The 24,718-nt window shown below is 62.3% G+C and carries 21 protein-coding genes; 6 read left to right on the top strand and 15 right to left on the bottom strand.

The window, feature by feature from the left end; translation table 11 throughout:
- Positions 1 to 13: 13 nt before the first annotated feature.
- From P0X85_RS05290 to xylF, 6 genes are all read right to left on the bottom strand, one after another.
- On the bottom strand, positions 14 to 508 hold the full coding sequence (locus P0X85_RS05290) for a Dps family protein (protein ID WP_275809586.1): 495 nt from the start codon (positions 506 to 508) through the stop codon (positions 14 to 16).
- A 127-nt stretch (positions 509 to 635) separates the two neighbouring features.
- On the bottom strand, positions 636 to 1,937 hold the full coding sequence (gene xylA, locus P0X85_RS05285; protein WP_275809583.1) for a xylose isomerase: 1,302 nt from the start codon (positions 1,935 to 1,937) through the stop codon (positions 636 to 638).
- Entirely contained in the window at positions 1,934 to 3,370 is a 1,437-nt protein-coding gene (xylB, locus tag P0X85_RS05280) for a xylulokinase (RefSeq protein WP_275809580.1), read from the bottom strand. Before xylB ends, xylA begins: the two co-directional genes overlap by 4 nt.
- Positions 3,370 to 4,143, bottom strand: coding sequence for an ATP-binding cassette domain-containing protein (locus P0X85_RS05275; protein WP_275809577.1), 774 nt, complete (start codon positions 4,141 to 4,143; stop codon positions 3,370 to 3,372). The genes xylB and P0X85_RS05275 overlap by 1 nt, the downstream gene beginning before the upstream one ends.
- Positions 4,140 to 5,429, bottom strand: coding sequence for a sugar ABC transporter permease (locus P0X85_RS05270; RefSeq protein ID WP_275809574.1), 1,290 nt, complete (start codon positions 5,427 to 5,429; stop codon positions 4,140 to 4,142). The genes P0X85_RS05275 and P0X85_RS05270 overlap by 4 nt, the downstream gene beginning before the upstream one ends.
- 89 nt (positions 5,430 to 5,518) lie before the next feature.
- Positions 5,519 to 6,538: a D-xylose ABC transporter substrate-binding protein gene (gene xylF, locus P0X85_RS05265; protein WP_275809571.1), complete on the bottom strand. Its 1,020-nt coding sequence runs from the start codon at positions 6,536 to 6,538 to the stop codon at positions 5,519 to 5,521.
- Between the two features lie 222 nt (positions 6,539 to 6,760).
- Here xylF and P0X85_RS05260 point away from each other — a divergent pair, with 222 nt between their 5' ends.
- Positions 6,761 to 8,029, top strand: a complete 1,269-nt coding sequence (locus P0X85_RS05260; protein ID WP_275809568.1) for an ROK family transcriptional regulator — start codon at positions 6,761 to 6,763, stop codon at positions 8,027 to 8,029.
- Positions 8,026 to 9,531 (top strand): CRTAC1 family protein, encoded by a 1,506-nt coding sequence (locus P0X85_RS05255; RefSeq protein ID WP_275809565.1) that lies wholly within the window; start codon positions 8,026 to 8,028, stop codon positions 9,529 to 9,531. Before P0X85_RS05260 ends, P0X85_RS05255 begins: the two co-directional genes overlap by 4 nt.
- Here P0X85_RS05255 and P0X85_RS05250 read toward each other — a convergent pair.
- Together P0X85_RS05250 and mgrA are read right to left on the bottom strand one after the other, a co-directional pair.
- Complete coding sequence (locus P0X85_RS05250) at positions 9,528 to 10,862, bottom strand: cytochrome-c peroxidase (protein ID WP_275809562.1); 1,335 nt, start codon at positions 10,860 to 10,862, stop codon at positions 9,528 to 9,530. The genes P0X85_RS05255 and P0X85_RS05250 overlap by 4 nt on opposite strands.
- Positions 10,835 to 11,866, bottom strand: coding sequence for an L-glyceraldehyde 3-phosphate reductase (gene mgrA / locus P0X85_RS05245; RefSeq protein WP_275809559.1), 1,032 nt, complete (start codon positions 11,864 to 11,866; stop codon positions 10,835 to 10,837). Before mgrA ends, P0X85_RS05250 begins: the two co-directional genes overlap by 28 nt.
- 100 nt (positions 11,867 to 11,966) lie before the next feature.
- Here mgrA and P0X85_RS05240 point away from each other — a divergent pair, with 100 nt between their 5' ends.
- Positions 11,967 to 12,812 (top strand): YihY/virulence factor BrkB family protein, encoded by an 846-nt coding sequence (locus P0X85_RS05240; protein WP_275809556.1) that lies wholly within the window; start codon positions 11,967 to 11,969, stop codon positions 12,810 to 12,812.
- Here P0X85_RS05240 and P0X85_RS05235 read toward each other — a convergent pair.
- The 5 genes from P0X85_RS05235 to P0X85_RS05215 all read right to left on the bottom strand — a co-directional run bounded on the left by P0X85_RS05235 (position 12,806) and on the right by P0X85_RS05215 (position 19,996).
- Positions 12,806 to 16,390 (bottom strand): translocation/assembly module TamB domain-containing protein, encoded by a 3,585-nt coding sequence (locus P0X85_RS05235; RefSeq protein ID WP_275809553.1) that lies wholly within the window; start codon positions 16,388 to 16,390, stop codon positions 12,806 to 12,808. The genes P0X85_RS05240 and P0X85_RS05235 overlap by 7 nt on opposite strands.
- Positions 16,390 to 18,189 carry an autotransporter assembly complex protein TamA gene (locus P0X85_RS05230; RefSeq protein ID WP_275809550.1) on the bottom strand — a complete coding sequence of 600 codons (1,800 nt, stop codon included), beginning with the start codon at positions 18,187 to 18,189 and terminating at the stop codon, positions 16,390 to 16,392. The genes P0X85_RS05235 and P0X85_RS05230 overlap by 1 nt, the downstream gene beginning before the upstream one ends.
- Positions 18,190 to 18,305: 116 nt before the next feature.
- Positions 18,306 to 18,833, bottom strand: a complete 528-nt coding sequence (gene idi / locus P0X85_RS05225) for an isopentenyl-diphosphate Delta-isomerase (protein ID WP_275809547.1) — start codon at positions 18,831 to 18,833, stop codon at positions 18,306 to 18,308.
- A gap of 122 nt (positions 18,834 to 18,955) precedes the next feature.
- Positions 18,956 to 19,459, bottom strand: coding sequence for a protein-export chaperone SecB (secB, locus tag P0X85_RS05220; protein ID WP_275809544.1), 504 nt, complete (start codon positions 19,457 to 19,459; stop codon positions 18,956 to 18,958).
- 51 nt (positions 19,460 to 19,510) lie between these two features.
- On the bottom strand, positions 19,511 to 19,996 hold the full coding sequence (locus P0X85_RS05215; RefSeq protein WP_275809540.1) for an FxsA family protein: 486 nt from the start codon (positions 19,994 to 19,996) through the stop codon (positions 19,511 to 19,513).
- A gap of 119 nt (positions 19,997 to 20,115) precedes the next feature.
- Here P0X85_RS05215 and P0X85_RS05210 point away from each other — a divergent pair, with 119 nt between their 5' ends.
- From P0X85_RS05210 to P0X85_RS05200, 3 genes are read left to right on the top strand one after another with little or no spacing between them, the layout of a single operon-like run.
- Positions 20,116 to 20,775 (top strand): Tim44/TimA family putative adaptor protein, encoded by a 660-nt coding sequence (locus P0X85_RS05210; protein WP_275809537.1) that lies wholly within the window; start codon positions 20,116 to 20,118, stop codon positions 20,773 to 20,775.
- A 3-nt stretch (positions 20,776 to 20,778) separates the two neighbouring features.
- Complete coding sequence (gene mltA / locus P0X85_RS05205) at positions 20,779 to 21,669, top strand: murein transglycosylase A (RefSeq protein WP_275809534.1); 891 nt, start codon at positions 20,779 to 20,781, stop codon at positions 21,667 to 21,669.
- Positions 21,666 to 22,265 carry a Smr/MutS family protein gene (locus P0X85_RS05200; RefSeq protein ID WP_275809531.1) on the top strand — a complete coding sequence of 200 codons (600 nt, stop codon included), beginning with the start codon at positions 21,666 to 21,668 and terminating at the stop codon, positions 22,263 to 22,265. The genes mltA and P0X85_RS05200 overlap by 4 nt, the downstream gene beginning before the upstream one ends.
- On the opposite strand, the gene P0X85_RS05195 is transcribed toward P0X85_RS05200, so the two are convergent.
- On the bottom strand, positions 22,262 to 23,350 hold the full coding sequence (locus tag P0X85_RS05195; RefSeq protein WP_275809528.1) for an alpha/beta hydrolase: 1,089 nt from the start codon (positions 23,348 to 23,350) through the stop codon (positions 22,262 to 22,264). The genes P0X85_RS05200 and P0X85_RS05195 overlap by 4 nt on opposite strands.
- 60 nt (positions 23,351 to 23,410) lie before the next feature.
- Entirely contained in the window at positions 23,411 to 24,715 is a 1,305-nt protein-coding gene (gene hslU, locus P0X85_RS05190; RefSeq protein WP_275809525.1) for an ATP-dependent protease ATPase subunit HslU, read from the bottom strand.
- Positions 24,716 to 24,718: the final 3 nt, after the last annotated feature.

Here is a 24,718-nt window from a genome sequence, read left to right as displayed (position 1 = left end):
TTTCTCGGTTGGATTAGCTGGCGGTCGCGCGCAACATCCATGCGGCTTTCTCATGCGTGCCGGAGCGCGCGGTCACCATATCGGCGGTGACGATATCCTTGTGCTTCTCGGCCAGTTCTGCCACCGCATGCATCTTCTTGGCGAGCATCTCGTGGTCGCTGGCGAGGTCCTCGATCATCTCCTGCGCGCTGGGCATCGACTTGAGGTCCTTGATCGTGGACATCTCCGTCAGTTCGTCAAAGGTCGCGGGGGCAAGTTGGCCCAAGGCGCGGATGCGCTCTGCCAATTCGTCTGCTGCTGCGAACAAATCCTGATATTGGGCCTCAGTCAGCGTGTGCAGCGAATAAAACAGCGGGCCTTCCACATTCCAGTGATAGGCGTGCGATTTGAAGAGCAGCCGGTAGGTATCGGCGAGCGCTTCGCCCAGCGCTTTGGCGACTGCCTTGGGGTCTTTGACGCCGGTGTCGATCTTGTCGGTTTTCGGGGTGACGTCCATGACTGCGGACATGACAAATCCTTTCTCCTGTGCGGGTGGCCCCGCGTGAAAATAGGGGTGAAACCCCTCTGGCGTGACAACGTGTCAGCGCCAGATGGGTTCCGCCCGGCAGGAGAAGCGGTGGGTCACCGCGCGCAGATCACACGAAGCGGTTCCACAGGTTTTCGAGCCGTTCCTGACGGCCCGAACGCGGCTGCGGATTGATCGCTTCGGCGCGCACCTTCGCTTCGAGCGCAGCGAGGTCCGAGGTCAGCATCGCCTGCGCCTCAGGTGCGTCCCAACCCGCATAGCGCGCCTGACGGTTCGCCTCGAGCGCGCCGTCTTCGAGCAGCGCATGGGCCGCCTTGAGCGCCCGGGCGCAGACATCCATCGCGCCGGCATGGGCAAGGATCAGGTCTTCGGGGTCGAGCGACTGACGGCGCAGTTTCGCGTCGAAATTGGTTCCGCCGGTCGTAAACCCACCCGCCCGCAGGATCTCATAATAGGCGCGGGCCATCTCGGGGACGGAATCGGGGAACTGGTCGGTATCCCAGCCCGACTGATAGTCGTTCCGATTCATGTCGATGGACCCGAAAATGCCCAGCGACGCGGCCAGCGCGATTTCGTGCTCGAAGCTGTGGCCCGCAAGGATCGCGTGACCTTGCTCGATATTCACCTTCACCTCGTTCTCAAGGCCAAAGCGCTTGAGGAAGCCATAAACGGTCGCCACGTCGTAGTCATACTGATGCTTTGACGGCTCCTGCGGTTTCGGCTCGATCAGGATCGCGCCCTTGAAGCCGATCTTGTGTTTGTAATCGACCACCATGCTCAGGAAGCGCCCCATCTGTTCGGCCTCGCGGCCCAGATCAGTGTTGAGCAGGGTCTCATAGCCTTCGCGCCCGCCCCACAGGACATAATTCTCGCCGCCAAGCTTCAGCGTCGCATCCATGCAGGTTTTCACGGTTGCCGCCGACCATGCAAAGACCTCGGGGTCCGGATTGGTCGCCGCGCCCGCCATGAAGCGGCGGTTGGAGAACAGGTTGGCGGTGCCCCACAGAAGCCGGGTCTTGGAGCTCTGCATCTTCTCGCCGATATAATCGACGATTTCCTCCAGATTACGGGTGTTTTCGGCGAAATCCGCGCCTTCGGGGCGCACATCGGCGTCGTGGAAGCAGAAGAAAGGCGCTTGCAGGATGTCGAACATTTCAAACGCGACGTCGGCTTTCAGTTTTGCCAGCGCGACAGTGTCTCCGAACCAGGGGCGCTCGAAGGTTTGACCGCCGAACGGGTCACCGCCGGGCCACGCGAAGCTGTGCCAATAGGCGACGGCAAAGCGCAGGTGGTCTTCCATCCGCTTGCCGCCGACGACCTCGTCGGGGTTGTAGTGGCGGAAGGCGAACTCGTTTGTGGTGTCGGAGCCTTCGTAGCGGAGTTGCGGGATGCCTTTGAAGAAGTCGGTCATGTCAGGTCCTTGATGGAGTCAGCAGCGGCGCGGTAGCGGGCATGGGCCGCGCCAAACGCGTCTGAAAGAGAAGAAACAGGCTCTACAACACGGGAAATCGCAGGCTGCGTGGCGATTTCTGCACCTGCGCCAGTCGCTGCCATGAGGCCGAGCCGCGCGGCCCCAAATGCGCCACCGAAGTCGCCCGCTACGGGCAGAGAGACGGGCGTGCCAAGTGCCGTGGCGATGGCTTGCAGCCAATAGTCGGAGCGGGAGCCACCACCGACGGCCAGCAGCGACTCGATCCGCGTTCCGGTGGCGGCCAATGCATCGCGGCAGTCGCGAATCGCGAAAGTCACGCCCTCCAGCACCGCGCGGGTCGCGGCTTGTCGGTCGGTTGCGTGTTCGAGGCCGATGAAGGCGCCGCGGATCGAGGCATCGTTCAACGGGGTGCGCTCTCCGCCCAGATAAGGCAGGAACAGGGTCTTTCCGGGGGCCTTCAAGGCGCCCAGATCGCTCGTCATTGTCTGGGCCGAGCTGCCTGCGAGCCGCGCAAACCAGTTCAGCGCATCGGTCGCGGCGAGGATCACGCCCATCTGGTGCCATGTCCCCGGCAGCGCGTGGCAGAAGGTGTGGACGGCGGTCGCGGCATCGGGCTGGTAGCCGTCATTGGCCGCAAAGAGCACACCCGAGGTGCCAAGGCTGACAAAGGCCTGCCCGGCTTTGACCACACCGACCCCGATCCCCGAGGCTGCGTTGTCACCGCCGCCGCCCGCCACGACCACAGATTTGGGCATGCCGAAGCGCTCGGCCAGATGGGCGCGGAGCGTACCCGAGACCTCGGACCCCTCGATCAGGCGTGGCATCTGCGCGCGCGTCATGCCGGTTGCACTCAGCAGCGCATCCGACCAATCGCGCGCACCCGTATCGAGCCAACTCGTGCCCGCCGCATCCGACATCTCTGCCACATGCTCCCCGGTCAGCCAGAGCCGCAGGTAATCCTTGGGCAGGAGAACCTTCGCCACCTGATCGAATATCGCCGGTTCATGCTTGGCGACCCACGCAAGTTTTGGCGCGGTGAAGCCCGGAAAGACGATATTTCCCGTGATCTTGCGGAAGCGCGGCTCAGCGTCGAGCGCGGCGGCTTCGGCATGGGCACGGGTGTCGTTCCACAGGATGCAGGGCCGCAGCACGTCATCCGAGGCTGAGAGCAGCGTCGCACCGTGCATTTGCCCCGAAAGCCCGATGCCACGCACCGCCGAGAGACCATGCGCCGCGAGTTTTTCAAGAACGATTTCCGCGGCGGTGATCCAGTCGGCCGGCGATTGCTCGGACCAGCCGTCATGGGGACGGATCGCCTCAAGCGGCGCGCTGGCCTCTGCGAGCACGCGCTGATCGCCATCAATCAGGATGCCCTTGAGGCCAGAGGTGCCAAGGTCGAGACCGATATACATCAGGCGGACACCCCCTCGGGCGTCTTGCCGAGGATGATCATCCCGAGGATGTCCTCGTCGGTGACCTCATCCACATTAACGGTCCCGACAAGCTGGCCGTTCTTCATCACCGAAGCGCGGTCGCAGAGCTTCATTACGTTGTGGATGTCGTGCTCGATCAGGAAAATCCCGAGGCCTTGGGCCTTCAGTTCCTGAATCAGTTCCGCGACCATCTGCGTTTCGTGCGGGCCGAGGGCTGCGGTCGGCTCGTCCATGATCAGGATCTTGGCGTTGAAATAGACCGCCCGCGCGATGGCCACGGATTGCCGCTGCCCACCGGAAAGCGCCTTCACCGGGTCTTTGAACTTGCGGAAGTTCGGGTTGAGACGACCCATGATCTTGCGCGTTTCGGCCTCCATCCTGGCGTCGTCCACGAAGCCCGCAGGCGTCACCAGCTCGCGTCCGAGGAACAGGTTCGAGGCTGCATCGAGGTTATCGGCCAGTGCGAGCGTCTGATAGATCGTCTCGATGTTATAGGCACGGGCATCGCGCGGATTGCGGATCTCGGCCTTGTCGCCGTTGATGAAAATCTCGCCTGCATCCATCTGGTAAGCACCCGAAAGACACTTGATGAGGGTCGATTTCCCCGCGCCGTTATGCCCCAACAGGCCAACAACCTCTCCGGGATAAAGATCCACGGTGACGTGATCTACCGCCTTGATGCCGCCAAAGGAGATCGAGATGTCGCGCAGCTCGACCAGCGGCGTGCCGCGGTTTTCGGTGGACTGGCTCATACTTTTTCCCCCGTGCGTTTACGGTACTGAATGTCGATCCAGACTGCGAGGACGAGCAACGCGCCCACGACGATGTTCTGGAAGGGTGCGTCCACGCCGACCATCGCCATGCCCGATTGCAGCGATTGCATGATGATCGCGCCAAGGATCGCGCCGTAGATCGTGCCGATGCCGCCTGCGAGCGCGGTGCCCCCGATGACGGCGGCGGCGATGACGCGCAGCTCGTCCAGCGTGCCGATATCGTTGGTGTGGTTGGCAAGGCGGGCCTGCGCGACCATGGCCGAGAGCCCGCAGAGGAAGCCCATCAGCGCAAAAATCTTGACGGTGAGCATGCGGGTGTTGATCCCGGAAAGCTCTGCCGCGTCAGGGTTGCCGCCGGTTGCAAAGATATAGCGGCCAAGGCGCGTGCGCCGTGCGAGAACTGTCATCGCAATTGCGACGAAGATCAGGATCAGCACCGAGATCGGAAGGCCGTAGACCTCGGAATAGCCCTCGGGGAGAACTTCTCCGCGCGCCTCGAATTCGCGCTTGAGACGGCCGATCGGGACCTCATAGCTGTTCAGAATGGCGACGAACCCCATGATTGCGCCGACCGAGATCGCCATGAGCGCGCCCTCGGCCCAGAGCGGCTTGACCGGGAATTCGTGCTGGATCTTGGCTGCGCGGGCGCGCCAGATCGCCCAGATCGCCGCGAGCGAGAAGAGCACGCCCAGAATCCATGAGCCGGTCGCACCGATAGTGCCTTCGACCCCGCCAAGCAGAAGAAAATTCTGATCGAGTGGGCCAAGCGTTTGGCCGTCTGTCATATACCAGCCGACATTGCGCCAGACCAGAAGCCCGCCAAGCGTCACGATGAAGGCGGGGATACGCTGATAGCCGATCAGCCAGCCGTTGAAGGCTCCGATCAAAGCGCCGGCCAAGAGCCCGCCCAGAATCGCCAGCGGTGCGATCAGAGGACTGCCAAGCCCAAGGATGCCGGGCAGCATTTGCACCTGCATTACGCCCATCACGGCGGAACATGTCGCCAGAAGCGCGCCGACCGAGAGGTCGATGTGGCGCGTCACGATCACGAAGACCATGCCGGTCGCCATGATTGCCACCGATACGGTCTGGATCGAGAGGTTGAACAGGTTGCGCGCCGTCAAAAAGCGCCCATCCGTGATGATGTTGAACACGAGGCAGATGACGACGAAGGCACCGATCATGCCAAGCAGTCGCGTGTCGATCTCAAGCGTCTTGAACAACGAGGGCTTCGCGGGCGCGCTCGCTTTGGGCGGTTTTGTCATGGATTTGTCCCGAGATATTTTGCTGCCGTTGGGCCGACGGCGAAATGGGGCGCGCAACACGGATGCGTGCGCGCGCGCCCCGGATCAGATCAGTTGCACGGGGCCGGGCCGTTCGAAACGCCTTGGCACAGCGCGTCTTGGGTGATCCAGCCTGCGTCGACAACCGCCGTGAGGTTGTCCTTGGTGATCGGCATCGGTGCGAGGAACTTCGCAGTCATCGTGGTTCCTGCGGGCGAGGTCCATTCGATCGCGCCGTCCACGTCTGCCATCGCGGTGCCACCGGCCAGAGCCACGGCGATTTCGCCAGCAGCCTTGCCAAGCTCACGCGCGTCTTTCCAGACCGAAACCGTCTGCGTGCCAAGGGCCACACGGTTCAGAGCGGCATGGTCGCCATCCTGACCCGAAACCGGAACCACCATGCCTTGCGCGGCGAGGGCAGCCACGGCGCCGCCAGCGGTGCCGTCGTTCGAGGCCACGACCGCGTCGACGTTGTTGTCGTTGGCCGTCAGGATCTGTTCCATGTTGCGCTGGGCGTTGGCCGGGAGCCATTGGTCGGTGTAGGCTTCACCCACGATGGTGATGTCGCCCGCGTCGATCGCGGCTTGCAGCACCTCTTGCTGACCGCCGCGCAGGAAGTCAGCGTTCGGGTCGGTCGGCGAGCCCTTGATCATCACATAGTTGCCTTTGGGCGCGGCTTCGAGCACGGCGCGGGCCTGCATGCGACCGACCTCGACGTTGTCGAAGGTCAGGTAGAAGGCGCGCGGGTCTTCGATCAGACGGTCATAGGCGATGACCGGGATGCCTTCATCGGCTGCGGCCTGCACGGCCGGGCCAATGGCCGCAGCATCCTGCGCGAGCACGATCAGCGCGTTCACGCCTTGCGCCATGAGGCTTTCGATGTCGGACAGTTGTTTGGCCGAGGACGATTGCGCATCCGCCGAGACATAGGTCGCGCCAGCCGCTTCGAGCGCGCTCTTGATCGCGGCCTCATCGGTTTTCCAGCGTTCTTCCTGGAAGTTCGACCAGGAAACGCCCACGGTCATCTCGGCATAGGCTGAGGTCGCGAGGCCAGCCGTCAGTGCGACGGCGGCAAGAATGGACTTATACATGTTTCTCCTCCCAATAGTTGGCCCGTGCGGACCGCCCCGACGGAATCGCCAGGTTGCAGCAAGGATGAATAGAATAATTTTAGTTGTCAAAATAAAAATACGCAGACAAACTCGGCGAATGGGGGAAATGCGGGCAATGACGCCGCGTTGCGGCGAAAAAACCGGGTAAATCCCAATGCTGATGCAGAAATAAGTTCAGGACGTGAAGAAAGGTCAGAGGCCATGAAGAAAGTTCCGCAGATCAGGCAGGCGATTGCCGGATGCGGGCCGCTTATTGCGCCGCTGAGTGAAACCTCTCGTCCGTTGCGGCAGCAGATATTCGAACGTGTAAGGGCGGCAGGACAGATTGCGCGCGTGCAACTCGCCAAAGAGCTTTGCGTCAGCCCCGCCTCGGTCACGACAATCACCTCGGAGCTGATCGACTCCGGGTTGCTCGAGGAGGTCAGCGCGCCGCGCGAAAGCGATAGCGGGCGTGGCCGCCCTGCCGTCGCGCTGGGGGTGCGGGCCGCTGCGCATCTGGTGGCGGGAATCAAGCTTTCGGACCGGGAGCACACCGCCGTGATCGTCGATTTCGCGGGCAACCTGATGGCGGGAGAAACCATCCCGCGGGCGCCGGGGGCGATGGATCTCGATGATCTGCTGGACGCGACCGATCTGCTGGTTGATCGGGTCTGCGCAAAGGCCGGAATAGAGCGTTCTGCACTGGCGGCGATGGGACTCGGCGTGCCGGGTTTTGTCGATTGTCCGGCGGGTATGGTGCGTTGGTCCCCGATCCTGAATCGTCGTCACGTGCCACTCGCCGCCAAGGTGGCTGAGCGCACCGGGCTTGTCACCTATATCGACAACGATGCGAATCTCGTGACGCTGGCAGAGCTGTGGTTCGGTGTCGGTCGTGAGCTGTCAGATTTCGCAGTCGTGACGATCGAGCATGGCGTTGGCATGGGTTTCGTCATCAATCACCGTATCTTCCGTGGTTCTCTGGGCATGGGCATGGAGCTTGGCCACACCAAGGTGCAGCTTGATGGCGCGCTGTGTCGCTGTGGGCAGCGGGGCTGTCTGGAAGCCTATGTCGCCGATTATGCGCTGGTGCGCGAGGCGCAGACCGCGCTGAACCTGACGAGCCGGGATGCGCAGTCGGTTGGTGCGCTCCTTGAGAGCCTCTACGACCATGCGAAGGCGGGCAATAGCGCCGCGCGGTCGATCTTTCATCGGGCGGGGCGCTATTTGTCGCTGGGGCTCTCGAACATCGTGAATCTCTTCGACCCCCAGCTGATTATCCTGTCGGGGGAGCGGCTTCGCTTCGACTATCTCTACGCCAAGGAGACACTGGCCGAAATGAAGGAGCTTTGTCTTGATAACGGCCGTCCTGCGCCCGAGATCGAGATTCATGCCTGGGGCGACCTGCTTTGGGCGCATGGCGCGGCGGCGCTCGCGCTTCACGAGGTGAGCGAGCGCATCCTGGGCACGACCCGCGAGATCGCCGCGCAATGACGGGAAGGTTGGCGATTGCGGCGATCTGCGTGGCCCAGGCCGCTTCGGCAGAGCCGCGCTTTGTCGACGACCGCGCAGGCTTGCCTCATCCGCACAGCTATATCGGTGGCTGGGAGCATTTTGTCGGCGGTGGCGCCGCTGTCTTCGACTGCAACGCGGATGCGCGGCCGGATCTTTTCGTTGCGGGTGGAGAAGGCCCGGCGTCGCTCTTTGTGAACCGAAGTGAGCAAGGGCGCGCGATCAGCTTCGATGCGGGGAGTGTCGAGACGCTGACACGGGTGACGGGCGCCTATCCGCTTGATATGGATTCTGACGGGCAGATGGATCTGGCGATCCTGCGGGTTGGGGACAACCGTCTGTGGCGCGGGCTTGGCGGGTGCCGTTTTGTGGATGCGACCGGCGATTGGGGGCTGCCATCGGATGACCGCTGGACCACCGCCTTCACGGCCACATGGGAACCGGGCAAAGACTGGCCGAGCCTGTTTTTCGGGAATTACGTGGATCGTAGCGACCCAGATGGTCCGTTCGAGGCCTGTGACAGCCATGTCTACCTACGACCCGATGGACAGAAATATGGTGATATAGAGACAATTCAGCCGGGCTATTGCACGCTGTCGGCGCTTATTTCGGATTGGCAAAGAACCGGGAAGCCTGAGCTTCGGCTGTCCAACGATCGACACTACTACGTGCGCGGCGGCTATGAGCAGATGCTCGATCTACAGACGCTCACAGAGCGCCAGGACTGGCCGCACGTATCACTTTGGGGTATGGGGATTGCCAGCCGGGATATCACGGGGGATGGGCTGCCCGAGGTGATGATGACCTCGATGGGCGATCAACTGTTGCAGATCAATACCGGCGAGGGGTTCCGCAACGCCGATTATGCGCTCGGCACCTATGCGCAGCGCCCCTATTTCGGGGATGACGGGCGGCCTTCGACTGGCTGGCATGTCGAGTTCGGCGATGTCGACAACGACGGGCTAACCGATATTTTCATTGCGAAGGGCAACGTCGATCAGATGCCCTCCAATGCGATCCATGATCCGAATAATCTCTTGATGCAGTCGGCCACGGGACGTTTCACCGAATTTGGCCAACAGGCGGGGATTGCGACAACGGATCGCTCGCGCGGTGCCGCGCTGACCGACCTGAATGGGGATGGGCTGCTTGATCTGGTGGTGGTCAACCGCCGGGCACCGCTGGAGATTTGGCGAAATGTCACGTCTGAAACCGGAAATTGGGCAGCGATAGAGCCGATTCAGCCCGCGACTAATCCCAGCGCGGTTGGCGCGTGGGTCGAAGTCCGCGCGGGTGACCGGGTGCAGGCCCAAGAGGTTACGGTGGGCGGTGGGCATGCCGGAGGCACCGCCGGGCCGTTGCATTTTGGCCTCGGGTCCGTACTTGCGGCGGAGGCGCGTGTGATCTGGCCCGATGGCACGATCGGTCCGTGGGAGCCGCTGACCCTAAACGCGCGCAATACATTGCGCCGCGCGTCGAACTAGCGATCGACGGGCAACCCGCTTGGCACGCTTTCGGGTATGCCAAGCCGACCTGAGAGCGCGACGGGGTCTTCAAGCGTCGTCAGGAAAGCGATCAGCGCGTCAATATCGGTCGCGGACAACGGATGACGATAGCTTTGCGCAGCTTGAATCGCGGCACTCGCTTCGGGGTCCTCCAGAATGACAAAGTCTGGCTTGGTTGAACCAATCGGTGGCAAAACAGGCTCTACACCGCTCATATCGGGCAAATCTATACTGCCGCTATGTTGTGCCAGAAACGCGTGAAGGTCGCTTGCACCCCCGGCATGCCCCCATGGTCCGGTCCGGGTCACGTTGCGCAGCGAGGGTGTCCGGAACGCGTAGCGATCTTCCTCTTTGCCGGTGACGCGAAAGCGGCCATCGTCGCGTGAATGGCTTTCGAACCGTTCCGCCTTGCCCGGACCGATCTGTGGCGCACCCATCGCGTGAAATCCATGATCGGTCAGAAATGGTCCGCTGTGGCAGGCGACGCAGTTAGCCTCTCGATAGAAGATTTCCGCTCCGCGCAAGGCCTCGCCATCAAGCACCGCGTCGCCCCGCAGAACCGCATCGAAATGGCTTTGATCGGAACGCCACTCGAATGCGATGAAGGCCGCGATCGCGTTCGAAATATCGGTGAAGCCTATGGCCCGACCTTGCCCTATTTCCGCATAAACAGAGCCGAATTTTTTCTGATATTCGGGGAGCGCGGAAACCCGCTGAGAGATCAGGTCCCACGCGCCGCCCGGCCCGGTTATCAGACCCGATCGCACCGCCTTGGAGACCTCGTTCTCCCCATAATGCCCGGCCATCTCGTCGGGTGATAGCACAGGGAACATCGTCTGAGCGGACAGGATCGAGACGAAACCCGCGACCATCTCATCTTCCATCGGCGTGCGTAGCCCGGTCGGGCGCGACGGATCGGCCTCTATGCGGCCATCGTGGAACATTCGGGTGAACTCATGCGCTCCGAGATTGAACAGTGCTGGCGAGTTCCGAGGGATACGCTGCTCCGGCGGATTGTCGGCAACCACATGGCGTTTCGGTCCAAGCCCCACCGCACCTTCGCCAAGTCCGAGGCTGAGGCCGTCCGAGGTCGCAAAGCGTGGATGGTGGCAGCTCGCACAAGAAATATTGCGATTTCCCGCAAGGATAGGGTCGAAAAACAAAAGCTGACCAAGTCGCGCCTCGTCGATATTGACGGGTGCGTAATCTGCATCGGTGACGGCGGGCGGCAAATGCAGCGGGGCCGCATGCGATGCGCTGGCGCAAGTCAGCGCGAGGAAGCTCAGGCTGTTTCGGAGGATCGCGCCCATAGGTTGATCGCCTCATCTTGTGCGTAGCGGTCGATCTCGGCCAACTCCGCTTCGGTAAAATCCAGATTCCCGATTGCGCCGGCACAATCCGTGACCTGTTCGGGTTTGGAGGCGCCGATCAATGCCGTTGTGATGCCGCCATCGCGCAGAACCCAGGCGATGGCCATCTGCGCCAACGTTTGGCCGCGCCGCCCGGCGATGTCGTTCAGCGCCCTGATCTTGTCCAACGCGGCATCGCTGAGGGTCTGCGGGTCGAGCGATTTTCCCTGCGCCGCGCGCGAACCCTCGGGGATTCCGCCAAGATACTTTTGTGTCAAAAGACCCTGAGCCAGCGGAGTAAAGGCGATCGAGCCGACGCCCAGATCTTGCAGCGTGTCCTTGAGACCATCGCGCTCGACCCAGCGGTTGAGCATGTTGTAACTCGGCTGATGAATCAGGCAGGGGGTGCCGAGATCCTTCAGGATTGCCACCGCCTCACGGGTTCGCTGCGAATTGTAGGATGAGATCCCGACATACAGCGCGCGCCCCGAGCGAACGATATGATCGAGCGCCCCCATGGTTTCCTCCAGCGGCGTCTCGGGATCAAAACGGTGGGAATAGAAGATATCGACGTAATCGAGCCCCATGCGTTTGAGCGACTGATCGCAGGACGCGATCAGGTATTTCCGGCTGCCCCATTCGCCATAGGGACCGGGCCACATATCGTAACCGGCCTTCGATGAGATGATCAGCTCATCCCTGTGACCCGCGAAATCGGTACGCAGGATGTCCCCAAAGGCGGTTTCAGCAGAGCCGGGCGGTGGGCCGTAGTTATTCGCAAGATCGAAATGGGTGATTCCGTGGTCAAAGGCGGTCCGGCAAATCGCGCGCTTGGTTTCATGCGCGGTGTCCTCGCCGAAATTGTGCCACAGCCCCAACGAAACCGCCGGCAGCCTGAGCCCCGAACGCCCGCATCTGCGATAGATCATCCGCTCATAGCGGTCCGCCGCTGGAACATAGGTCATCGTCACCCCTCCCGGTTAGCGCAAACAGATCATAGCGCGCGCTGCGGTGCAAGTTGCGCATTCAGCCCGGTTGGGCGATGCTGCCGAAAAGGGGATAGCAGTGCGCGCGACAATCAAATTTTCGCTGAGCCTTCTGGGGCGATTGCTCGACACGAATATAAGCCTGATCTCTGCCGGGGTTGCATTCTATGCGATGCTTGCGGTGTTTCCCGGAATATCCGCGACGATTGCCATCTGGAGTGCGTTCGCCGATCCGGCTGCGATCCGCACCTATCTCGCCGTTGCGGACGATTTCATTCCGCCGCAGGCCTATGCGATCCTCCATGATCAGATCATGTCGCTTCTGATTGGGCCACGAACGGCGCTTGGACTCGGGACGGTTCTGTCGCTGGCGGTAACGCTGTTTTCGGCCCGCGCGGGTGTCGGGGCGCTGATCCTGGGGCTCAATGTGATCCACGCGACCAAGCCGCGGGCGACACTTTGGAGCTTTCTCGTCGGGTATATCATGACGCTCGCGCTTGTCGGGGTGATGCTGGTGGCGCTGGCGACGGTGGTCGTGGCGCCGGTCTTCATCAATGTCCTGCCCTTCCATCAGATGTCTTCGTGGCTGATGTCGGGTTTGCCGTGGGGTGGGATGCTGCTGTTAATGCTCACCACGCTCGGTATTCTCTACCGCTACGGCCCTAACACGCGCGGCAACAGAGACCCGTTCGTTACCCCCGGCGCAGTGGTGGCAACGCTGGTCTGGGGTGCAGCCTCTCTGGCGCTGACCTATTATCTCACGAGTTTTGGCTCGTATAATAAGGTGTACGGCTCTATCGGCGCGGTGATTGCGCTTCTGATGTGGCTCTATCTCAGCGCTTTTTCGGTTCTTCTGGGTGCCGCGCTCAATGCAGAGATTGCTGACTGGCGCCGCCGCGAGGCTTCCCCGGCCAAGGCTCAATAGTCCTTCTCAAAGAAAACCCCGATCCCGGTTTGTCCCGCCGAATCGACCGAGCCGCGTGCGGTGAGGTTCGGTGTCAGGTCGAGGTTCAGGTTGATCTCGGTTTCGCCGCCACTATCCACGGTCACGTCGGTATAGAGGTTCTCGGAGATGTATTTCCCGGCCTTGAGCGAGGTGTTTCCCTCGGCATCGGTCGAAATGTCGAGATCGTCAAGCCCGGTGGATTCGCGCAGTCGGTTGACGATGCCGCCGCCACCTTTGCCGGCAAGGGTTGCAACCGCAGAGGCAAGCTGGGCCGCCTGAAGCGGGGAGATGCTGTTCAGGTCCCGGTTGAACAAAAGCCGCGCGAGCACTTCTTCTTCTGGGAGTTCGGGCGAGGAGGTGAAGCGGATTTCAGGCTCGGTCGCACGCCCCTCGATCGAGATCGTGGTGGTGTAGTCGTCCTGCTGTGTCGAGGCGCTGAACAAGATCCACGGGATGAGTGCGCCCTGAAGGGCTACGCGACCCTGATCGAGCACGAAGCGTTTGCCCAGAATGTCGAGCCGCCCGCGAATGAGGTTGAACTCACCCACCGGAACCACGTCCTGCGTTGTGCCGCCAACACGCAATGTCCCGCCCAGTTCGGCATCGAGTCCGCGGCCTCGGACAAAGATGCCACGCTCGGCACGGATGGCGACATCGAGCGGGAAGGCGGCGCCCGAGCGCTGCTCGGCACCCGATCCGTTGCCCAGTAGCCCGGCGCGCTCGCGTGTCGCGCGCACGGCGGCGGGTTCGTTCACATGGGTGATTTCTGGAATCTCACCCGCCCCGCCAATCCCGGTCGAGGGCACCTGAAGCTCGGTCTCGGCCAGAGCGAGGTCACCCGAAATACGTGCGCCGCCCCGGAGAGGGCCATTGATGGCCAGCGTCCCTGAAACCTGGGTATCGTAGAGCTCCGGGTCGCGGAACCGGGTGCGATTGAAGGTGACGCTCAGGTCACTGTCAAAGGGTGCCGAAAGCGTCACCGGACCAGAGAGCGCAAGCGTCCCACCGCTTCTCAATCGAGCCTGTGCCTGCAGATTCGCCCGCCCGCCGGTCAGTTGCGACTGAACCGACATATCCTCAAGAACAAGGCCCAGATTGGGCGCGACAAGCCGCAGGTTTCCTGCCCCGATCTGCCCGCTCAGCGATTGCAGCCGCGGCGCTCCCGCCAAGCGCAGGTCGAAGTTGATCGCCCCGTTGAGCGAGCGCGGCGCGATGAACGCATTGGCCAGCGCGGCTTCGGTCGTGCCGCTGATGTTCAGATCCATGTCCGAGCCATTCGGCGCAATGCGACCCGTAACGCGGGCTTGTGTTCCGCCCGGCCCGGAGCCGCGCAGGTCCACCCCATAGCCGGACCCGTCATCGGTGACGGTGCCCTCAACGACCGTCGGCCCCGGAAAACCGGGGGCAAGGATCGCCGTATTGGTAAGCCGTGCATCAAGCGTGATCCGCCGAATAGCGTCTTCAATAAGACCCTGTGCCTGCACTTTCAGTTGCGGGGAGGCAAAGTCGAAACTGCGCAGGCGGATGCGACTCCCGACCTGTTCGGCCAGAAGCGAGAAGGTGTTTTCCCCCGCCAGCAGTCGATTGAGCTCAGCTTGCCCGGTGCCAAGGTTCCGCCCGGCGCCATTCGCCGTGATCAGTCGCGCACCATTCTCATCCCGCAGCGTGGCCTCGACGGAGATGCCGCCCCGCAGCCCACGCCCGAGAACGGCCAGATCCGACATTCTCGCCTGTGCCCTAATGTCGCTATCCGCGCTTCGCAGCACACCGTCCATCGACGCGGTCAGCGCGCGTGCTTCGGCCGTGAGCGCACGGATCGTGAGCCCGGTTTCATCGCGTTTCGCGGATGCAGCTATGGTCGACTCACCCGCGAGCAGCGCGTCGAGGTCGGGCTGATCGAGTGTGATATCCTGCCCGATCAGCTTGGCTTCACCGTCGAAAGCGCCGGTCAAGAGGGTGATTTCACCGCTTACAGTGCCCTTCGCTGCGCCGCTCAGGCTGCGCTTGGCCAGCTTGGAGTATTTGGCAAGATCAGACAGGCTCAGGTCCAGCGCTCCGGCAAGATCTATGCCCTGCGCGAAATTCGACAGGCGCAGGTTACCATTCGCGGCATAGCCGCGACCGACGGCATTCAACTTGGAGAGTCGCAGCGGCTGACCTTCGGTCCAGTTGAAGGTGGTCTTGAGCGACGCAAACGGTCCGATCGCATCGGCCAGTGCGGGATTATTCGTCTCTATTCCACCAACAGAAACCCGAATTGTCCCCCCAACCGCCGGTAGGGCCGCACCGCCCGGACGAATGCGCCCCGAGCCGTTCAGCCGCGTTGCGAGCACCGCGAGATCGCCATGGCGCAGCCGATTGATCAGCCCGCTGAGTTGCCAGCCGTCCCCGTTGCGCTGATCGTATTCGAGATGAAGATTGGCGCTACGGAGCAGTGTCTCGCCGCCCGCGACCGGCAGCAAAACGTCCTGACCATCGGCCAGACCCATCCGCAGGTCGAGCGCGAAATCTTGCGGCATGTTGTTGGGGTGCAGGGTCGCGCGCCCCTTGAGCGATAGGGCTTCGGCCTGAATATCAAGCGCGGAAAGCTGTGTTGCACCGGTCAGATCGCGGCGGCCTTCCGCCAAAAGGCTCACCTGCTCGCCAAAGAAATCCCGGTATTCCATCGGCAGAATCGGAGAGATATCCCCGTCGATCCGCACGCGGAAGCGGCGCTCGGGTGCAGCGCCGGGCGCGGCACCTTCGGGCAGGGTCGCGATCTGGCTCACCTGTCCGGTGAGGCGCTGAACGCCATCGGTGCTCAGGATGATGTCAGCGGTGAAATCGTCGATCGGCCCGGCCCCGGCCACCGCAAGGGTGATCGCAGGTCGCCCCGGAAGCCCGATCAGATTGGCGGCGATGCCATCCTTGGCCTCGTCCACGAGCAGGTCGAGTTCAAGCTGCCGCGTCGTATTCGCATAGCGCCCGGTCAGTGTCAGCTTGCCGCGCTGGCCATCGACCCGCGCGATGGCAAGCTGCGCATCCCCCTCGCCACCGTTGAGCGTCATGGAGCCGTCGAGCGACACCTCTGCCGCCTCACCGAAGAGGGCCTCTCCGAGAGTGACCTTTTCGACCCTGACCTTGCCGATATCGACCGAAACGGGAAGCTCCGGCAGGGCGAAGGGGCGCACCTCGGGGCTTACATCCGTGCTTTCGGCTGGCACGGGCAGCCGCGGCAAATCTATCGCAGTGGCAGACAGTTCATTGATTTCGATCCGCCCGGACAGGATCGCAGAGCGGTTCCAGCTCAGCACGCCCTCCGAAATCGTGATCCAGACACCCTCGGCATCCGAGATCGTCAATGTCTCAAAGGTCGCTTTCGATGAAAGCGCGCCGGCGAACCCCTCGATGCGGACGACGCGATCAGTGCCCGACAGGTTGTCCTCGATTAGACCGGTCAGATAGCTGCGGTCGCGTTCCGTTTGCTCGGGCGGTATCGCTTCGGGCAGTGACGCATCCTGTGCCAAAGCACCGAGCGGCAAAAGGCAAAGAACGCAGGAGAGGAGGAAGTGCCGCATCAGAACGCCTGCCCGATCCCGAGATAAATCTGCATCCCGTCGCCTGTGTCGCCATCTACGGGCGCCGCCAGATCAAGCCGGATCGGCCCGATACCGGTCAGGTAGCGCAGCCCGATGCCCGCGCCAGAGTGCCAGCCATCGACGCCGTCGAAGAAATCTTCGGCCGCGATATATCCCACGTCGTAAAAGCCAACGAGCCCGATGCTATCGGTGACCTTGCCGCGCAGCTCGCCCGAGAAGGCAAGATATTTCTTACCCCCGGTATGCAGCGTCCCGCCATTGAGCACCGACACGCCGAGGGTCTGATAGGGCTGCCCCCGAACCGAGCCACCGCCGCCCGAATAGAACAGGTATTCGCGCGGCGTTTCAGCCAAGCCCGACCCATAGACCGCGCCGAACTGCGCACGGCCCGCAAGAACAAAGCGGTCATCCGTGCCGAACCCGCGATAGGTGCGGAAGTCGCCCTTGATCTGCGCCCCGGAGCCGGTATCGCCCAGACCCTTGTAAGGCGTCACATCGAGCGCTCCGTAATAGCCTTCGGTCGCGTCGAGCGGGTCGTCCCGATTGTCCCACTCCAGCCCCATGGGCAGAGCAACCTGCCGAAACTGCCGGGTGCCGGTCACATCCGCGATTTCGGCCCAATTGTACTCGATCGCCAATTCGCCGGTGAGCCGGTCGTTGAAGATATGAGAGAGACCGAACGCAAGGCTGAAGCTGTCTTCGGTGTAGTCCTCTTCGTCCCGCTTCTCGAGCTTGGTTTCGATATAGGCGGAGGTATCCGGGCTGAGCGTGGCGGGCCGTTCGATCCGCGCGCCAAGCGAATAATCCGCGCCCCCTGCCGTGCCACCAAGTCCGGTGATCTCGGCGTCAAAGCGCAGCCGCTCGCCGCCGCCCCAGAGATTGCGATGTAGCCAATAGCCGGACAGATCCACCCCGTCATTGCTCGAAAGCTCTGCGCCGAAACCGATACGACGGGGCTTCGCCTCGGTGACGATCAGCTCGGCATCGAGCGTGTTTCCGGGTGAAATAGTCTCTGATTCAACCAGTGAGACCGAGCTGAAGATGCCCGTTCGGCGCAGGCGCGCGCGCACCTCGTCAAGCTTGTCGGGATCAAAGCGCTTACCGGTCGGGTAGCCCGCGATCTTGGCGAGGCGGCGGGGTTTCATGCGCTCATAGCTGCGCATGGACATCGTGCCAAAAGTCAGTCGGGGACCGGGATCGAGCACCACGCGGGCATCGAGCGTTTGCGTGGCGTGATTGGCGCGGATCGACTGACCCGACACTTCGGCCTTGGCATGCCCGTATTGACGCCAGCCTTCGACGCCGGCGCGGGCGGACTCGACGATCGTGCCGGAAGCGGCGCGCCCGCCGGGCTGAAACGCGGGGGGAAGCTCTGTTTCCGGTGCGAGCGGACCGATCTCGGCGGCGCCGAAACGAAACGGGGCGCCGGATTCGATCAGGATGGCGATCGAACCAATGCGATCCGGCGCATCGAGGGGTGGGATCGTCGCAGCCTCGCGCCCGTCAAGCCGGATCGAGATCCGACCGGAATAATAGCCCTGGTCGTAAAGCGCGGCGAGAATACGGGTATAATCCGCCCGCGCCGCCGCCACGAGGTCCTGCGCGGTGCTGACATCTTTGGCGGCGGTTTCGCGGGTCGCGGATGCAGCTTGAAGAACGGCGCGCAAATCGTCGCTCGCGCCCGGCGTATCGAAACGCAGCGGCACTTCGGCATGCGTCACGCTTCCGATCTGCGACACCAGAAGCGTCACCAACAGCGCTGTGCTACTCCGTCGCAACCCGCCACCTCTTACATTCCCCAATGCCCAGATTCGCAGCATCGGAAGGGAAATGCCAGAGTGCCGATGCCCGATATCCGGCTAAAGGCGACCAATCGGCGGAAAAGTGATCGCGCTTAGCGCAGCATGGCGCCGAATATCCGGTCCATATGGCTCGACAGGTAGATCGACAGCCACTTCGAGAACCGCTCGGGGTGGCGTTTGACCTCTGCGGCGAGGTCGTAAAGCTCGATCCAGCGCGTTTCGCAGACCTCATCCGGGTTGGGGCGGATTTCCATCTCGGGCCGTGCATAGGCGAGGTAGATATCGACCACCTCGTGCTCAATCAGACCCTGGCCAACATCGGCCCGGTATTCGAGCCGGTCGGCATGGGCCGGATAAAGTCCGACGATGCCCAATTCCTCGCGCAACCGGCGCACGGCACAGTCTTCGGGCTTTTCATCCCAGTTCGGATGCGTGCAGCACGTATTCGCCCAAAGCCCCGCCGAATGATATTTTTCTTTGGCGCGGCGTTGAATGAGCACTTTCCCCTGATCCACGACAAAGATGGACACCGCCTTGTGGCGGAGCCCCTTACGGTGGACTTCCATCTTGTCGACAGGGGTCAGTTTGTCTCCAACCCATGCGGGAATTTGTTCGGTCATACGGTTCCGGCCTAAATCAAACGCCGCCGAAGCATGAACTACGGCGGCGACCGGGTCACTTGGTCAGCTTGTCCCTGAGACAGCGTGCCGCGCCAGAAAAACGGCGCGGCGGCGCAAAATGCTCAGGAAACGGGCTTGGCCTCCGCAAGCTGCGCGTCGGCACGGCGGGCGAGTTCGGCGCGGTAGAGCGCTACAAAGTCCACCATATCGAGGTTGAAGGGCGGGAAGCCGCCGTCGCGCGTCACATCCGAGACAATCCGGCGCACGAAGGGGAAAAGCTGACGCGGACACTCGATCAAAAGGAATGGGTGCATCTGGTCTTCCGGCACGCCTTCGATGTGGAAGATGCCGCCGTAGTCCACCTCGAGCAGGTAGAGAGGCGTGTTGTTCGATTTGTTGGTCGCGGTGATCTTGAACTTGGTGATCACCTCATATTGGTTTTCCTGCCCGCGTTTGCGGGCGTCGAGGCTCACCTGAACCTGCATCTCGGGCTGAACTTCGGCCGATTGCAGGCCCTTCTGGGCAACCGCGTTTTCAAAGGACATGTCACGCACGAATTGTGCGAGGATGTTCATCTTGAGTTGCGGCTGGGCCTGCGGTGCGGCGCCGTTCGTTTCTTCGCTCATGGGTTTCTCCAGTTCCGTTTGCGCAGGGTGTATCACCGCACTGCGGGCGCCTCAATGGCGGGTCCAGCCGGAGTCACCCTTTTGCGGCGGGTTTTCCGGGTCGATTTCGGTGCATTCCCCCTCGATGATGGTCGGATCGGCGGGATGGCGTGTCTCACGATACTGCGCGCCGCCCATGGAGAAACTCTGCACCTCCACGCGTTTCGAGATGTAGCGCATCAGCGCGTCGCGCACCTGCGGGATCAGCAGCGCGATGCCGGCGGCATCGGTAAAGAACCCGGGCGTAAGCAGCAATGCGCCTGCGAAGATGATCATCGCCCCATGCGCAAGCGGGCGTGAAGGATTGTCCAGCTCCGCCATCGAACGGCGCAGGTCATTCATCGCCTGCCGCCCCTGAGAGCGCACAAGCGTCGTCCCGACAATCGCCGTCAGAACGACCATCCCAAGCGTCGGCCAAAGCCCGATCCAGCCACCGATCTGAATAAAGAGCCCAATTTCGATCAAAGGGACGGCCAGAAAGGCCAGAAAAATCCACATATTCCACGCTTTCCCGTCTTTGTCAGAATGTCGGGGCGCTGGTGGACTTGAACGCGCCCGTGTCCTACATAAGTGGAGTTCAGTAAAATACCAACCGCGTGGGCCGCAAAGGGTTACAGATGTCGAACGCCGTTATTCAGCTCATTGTCCTCGCCGGGATCGCGATCTTCCTGATCTTGCGGCTGAAAAACGTGCTTGGCACGCGCGAAGGCTATGAAAAGCCCATTGTGCCTGATGCCGCCCCCGAGCCTACGGCCCGGCGTGGCTTCGAGGTGATCGAGGGCGGCCCCGATCACGACATCATCGACAACGTCCCCGAGGGGTCCGATGCGGCGCGCGCGCTGGCTGCGATGAAAAAGATCGAGCCGTCCTTCAGCGTGTCCGAGTTCCTCAAGGGTGCGCGCGGGGCCTATGAGATGATCCTCATGGCGTTCGAGACCGGCGATCTCTCCAAGGTGCGCCCGTTCCTGTCCGAAGATGTTGCCGAAGCCTTTGAGGCTGCGATTGCGGCACGGGCGGAGCGGGGGCTGGAGGTTCACGCCGAATTCCTTGGTTTGCGGGAAATGACCCTGACGGATGCCGAATTCGACCACGCGACGCAGGAGGCGGAGATCACCGTGCGCTTCGGCGGCGAGCTGATCTCGGTGGCACGCGACGCGGCGGGAAATGTGGTCGAGGGCGACCCGAAAGCGCCGCGCAAACAGCGCGATGTCTGGACCTTTGGTCGTCAGATGGGCAGCTCCGACCCGAACTGGCAACTCGACGCCACCGGCGGCTGACCGGTGGCGCTGCGCTGGGCCGATATTCCCGGTTGGACAACCGACGATCACGCCGCCGCCTTGGCGGCGTTTTCCGTGACAGCGGATCTGTTCGGAATGGCGGTCGAGGTGGAGCCCTCGCAAGCGCGTGCTTTTTTCGAAGCGCAGTTTGAGCCGGTTGAGATCGCTCCCTCTGGCGTGGCACATTTCACCGGTTATTACGAGCCAGAGGTCATCGGTTCGCGTCAGCGCGGGGGGGCGTTCACGCATCCTCTTTACGCAAAACCTGATGGAATAGAGCCCGATCAGCCATGGTTCCCGCGCGCGGAGATCCGGGAACGGAACCTCCTGGCCGGGCAGGAAATCGTCTACCTCGACAGCGCGATCGAGGCGTTTCTGGCGCAGGTCCAAGGCTCGATCCGGGTCAGATTGACGGAGGGTGGGAGTGTCCGTCTTGGCTTCGCTGGCAAGAATGGGCAGCCCTATCATTCCATTGGCAAGGAACTGGTGATCCGTGGCGTCGCCACCGTTGCCGAGATGACCACGGATTTCATTCGCGGTTGGTGCTCGATGAACCCTGATCTGGTGGAGGAGTTGCTCGACACCAATCCGTCATTCGTCTTTTTCCGTGAACTCGATCTGCCCGAGACATCCGGGCCGATTGGCGCGCTGGGCCGACCTGTGACGGCGGGGCGATCACTTGCTGTGGACCCGGATGTGATCACACTTGGTAGTCCCGTCTGGATTGACTGCGAATCTGTGCCGGGCCGTTTGATGAGTGCGCAGGATATCGGTTCTGCGATCAAAGGACTCGGGCGCGGGGACATATTCGTTGGAACCGGTGACGAAGCAGGCCGCCAAGCCGGGGCGATCAACCAGACCGGCCGCATGATCGTTCTCCGGAGGCGGTCATGACCCGGCGCCGCAAGCTCAGCCCCGAAGAGCGTGAACTCTGGGCGCGTGTTGCGTCGAGCACGCGGGCGATCCGCAGTGAAAAGCCGGTTTGCGCCGAAACAGAGCCTGTTCTAAAGCCGGGACCCAAGGTTCATCATCCTCGCAGCGCTGCTGAGCTGCGCGAGTTTCGGATCGGTCAGCAGGTGCAAAGCGCGCATCGTGGTCATGATCTCAGCCCTTCGATTGGCGAGCATCTCGCACGGCAGCCGGTTGTGATGGACCGCAAAGCGCATCGCAAGATGACCAGCGGTAAGCTGGAACCCGAGGCAAAGATCGACCTGCACGGCATGACGCTGGCCGAGGCTCATCCCGAACTGATCCGCTTTATCCTCAATTCGCAGGATCGCGGGCGGCGGTTGGTGCTTGTGATCACAGGCAAGGGCAAGATGTCCCATGACGACGGCCCTATCCCGCAGCGGCAGGGCGTTTTACGCCATCAGGTGCCGCAATGGCTTCGGATGCCACCGCTGGGGCCGGCAGTGATGCAGGTCAGCCAAGCGCATCTCAAGCATGGGGGTGCCGGGGCTTATTACGTTTACCTGCGGCGCACGCGTTAGCCACCGCTGATCGGGGACAGAATGATCCGGGTGACGTTCTCCACGCTGATCACCACGCCCGCCGCAAGGTCACGCCGTGTGTTCTGGTCGCCCTCGAGCGTCGCTGCAACTTGTCCTGTGGCTTGAAGCAGCGCGATCAGCGCGGGCGAGTCGCCCACGTTGAAATGTCCGCCCTCGATGCTGAAGGCGGCTGTGTCGATGAGGGTCAGGCGCAGGTCCGCAACGCGTTCCACATCCTCCAGATTGCCCAGCCGCTCTGACTCGCCCGAGATGCGCGCCGAAAGGCCAAGGGCTTTGTCGCGCTGTGAGGTGAAGACGATGAAAGGCTGCGGCAGCTTACCCACTCGGGCGGCTTGTGCGCGGAACACGTCGATGTCGATGTCCGGCGAGACAAGAACCACGCCTGAAACCCGTGAAAACGTCTCTGTATCACCAGAAATCACGAGTTGACGAAGCGTTTCCATCGTTAGCGCGGAGCCCATCGAGTGGCCGACGATCAGGATCTTGCGCGCGCCCGACAGCCGCAGTTCACGCAGGAGGTCTTCAAACCCATCGCGGGCGAACAACGCCGAGTCACGGTCGTAGGCGTAACCCATGACATGCGCGCGCGAGGGCCAGGAATAGTGGACGAGCACGCCCGGCAGGTCGAAGTCTTCGCTGAGTTGCGCGAAACGATAAAGGCCTTCGGCAAAGTTCGTGTTGTAGCCATGCACGAAGACGATCGCCTCGCCGTTCTGTCGGAGGAGGGCCTTCCGGAGGTCGCTACGAAAGCTGGCCTGGGTCTCGTAAATCTGACCGTCCGAGACCGTAAACTCTTTGTTCGGGTCGATCTTCTCCCCTTTGAGCGGGTAACGCAGCTCTCCAAGACCGCGTTCTGGCGGGATGGCGACCTCGAAGCGGGCGAGGCGGAGGGATTCGCTCCGCTCCACACCGAAGGACTCGCCACTTTCAGGATCTTCCGCGCGGGTGGAGCCGATGAAAATCGCGCGCGTTTCCGCCTCTGGGTTGGGCACGAGCACGAGGTCGCCACGGGGCGCGCAGGCCCCGGTGACGAAGATCGCGATCAACAGCAGATGACGCAACACGCGTGACTCCGGTTTGGTTCGCGCCACGATAGCACGCCGGGCCTTGCGCGCCAGCGGAGATCAGAGAACGTAACGGCTCAGATCGGTCGACGCGGCGAGCGCCCCGAGATGGGTTTCAACGAAGGACGCATCCACCGTGATCTGGTCGCCAGAGCGGTCGGGTGCGGTGAAAGACAGTTCCTCGAAGACGCGCTCCATGACGGTATAGAGCCTTCTCGCGCCGATATTCTCCACCGAACGGTTCACCTCGGCGGCGATGCGGGCAAGCGCCGCGATCCCGTCCGGCGTGAAGCTGACGGAGACTTCTTCGGTCTGCATCAGAGCGGTGTATTGCCGGGTCAGGGCGTTATCGGTCTCGGTCAGGATGCGGATGAAATCTTCCTCGGTCAGCGCCTGAAGCTCCACCCGGATCGGCAAACGGCCCTGCAATTCGGGCAGCAGATCCGAGGGTTTGGCAATATGGAAGGCGCCCGAAGCAATGAACAGGATATGATCGGTCTTCACCGGACCGTATTTCGTGCTGACGGTCGTGCCCTCGATCAGCGGCAGCAGGTCACGTTGCACGCCCTCGCGGGACACATCGGCGCCCCGCGCCTCGGCGCGGGCGGCGACCTTGTCGATCTCGTCGATAAAGACGATGCCCGATTCCTGCACGGCTTCGAGTGCCGCGGTCTTGACCGCTTCGTCATCCAGCAGCTTGTCCGCCTCTTCAGAGATCAACACCTCATAGCTTTCGGCCACGGTCATCTTGCGCCGGGTCGTGCGGGCGCCGCCGAAGGCTTTGAACAGGTCCTGAAGACCCTGCATCTGCATTTCCATGCCTTGACCGCCCATCCCCATCATCGGCATCGGCCCGGTCTGATCGGCCACGTCCAGCTCGATCACCTTGTCGTCCAGCTCGCCGGATTTCAGCTTGTTGCGGAACATGTCGCGCGTGCCTTCCCGGGCATCCGGCCCGGCGAGCGCGGCGATGACACGATCCTCGGCGGCGCGATGGGCACGAGCCTTGACCTCTTCACGCATCCGCTCGCGGGTCTCGATCATCGCGGCATCGGTCAGATCGCGGATGATCTGTTCCACATCACGTCCGACATAGCCGACCTCGGTGAATTTTGTGGCCTCCACCTTGAGGAACGGCGCCTTGGCAAGCTTGGCCAGACGACGAGAAATCTCGGTCTTGCCGACGCCGGTCGGGCCGATCATCAGGATGTTCTTGGGGTAGACCTCTTCACGCAGATCGTCGGATAGTTGCTTGCGCCGCCAGCGGTTGCGAAGGGCCACGGCCACGGCGCGCTTTGCGTCCTTCTGGCCAATGATGAAGCGATCGAGTTCCGAGACGATCTCGCGCGGGGTGAGGTTGGTCATGGG

The organism is Pseudothioclava nitratireducens, assembly GCF_029210495.1.
GTDB lineage: Bacteria > Pseudomonadota > Alphaproteobacteria > Rhodobacterales > Rhodobacteraceae > Pseudothioclava > Pseudothioclava nitratireducens.
The sequence above is the reverse complement of the archived record's forward strand: the minus strand, read 5'-3'. Positions and strand labels throughout refer to the sequence as shown.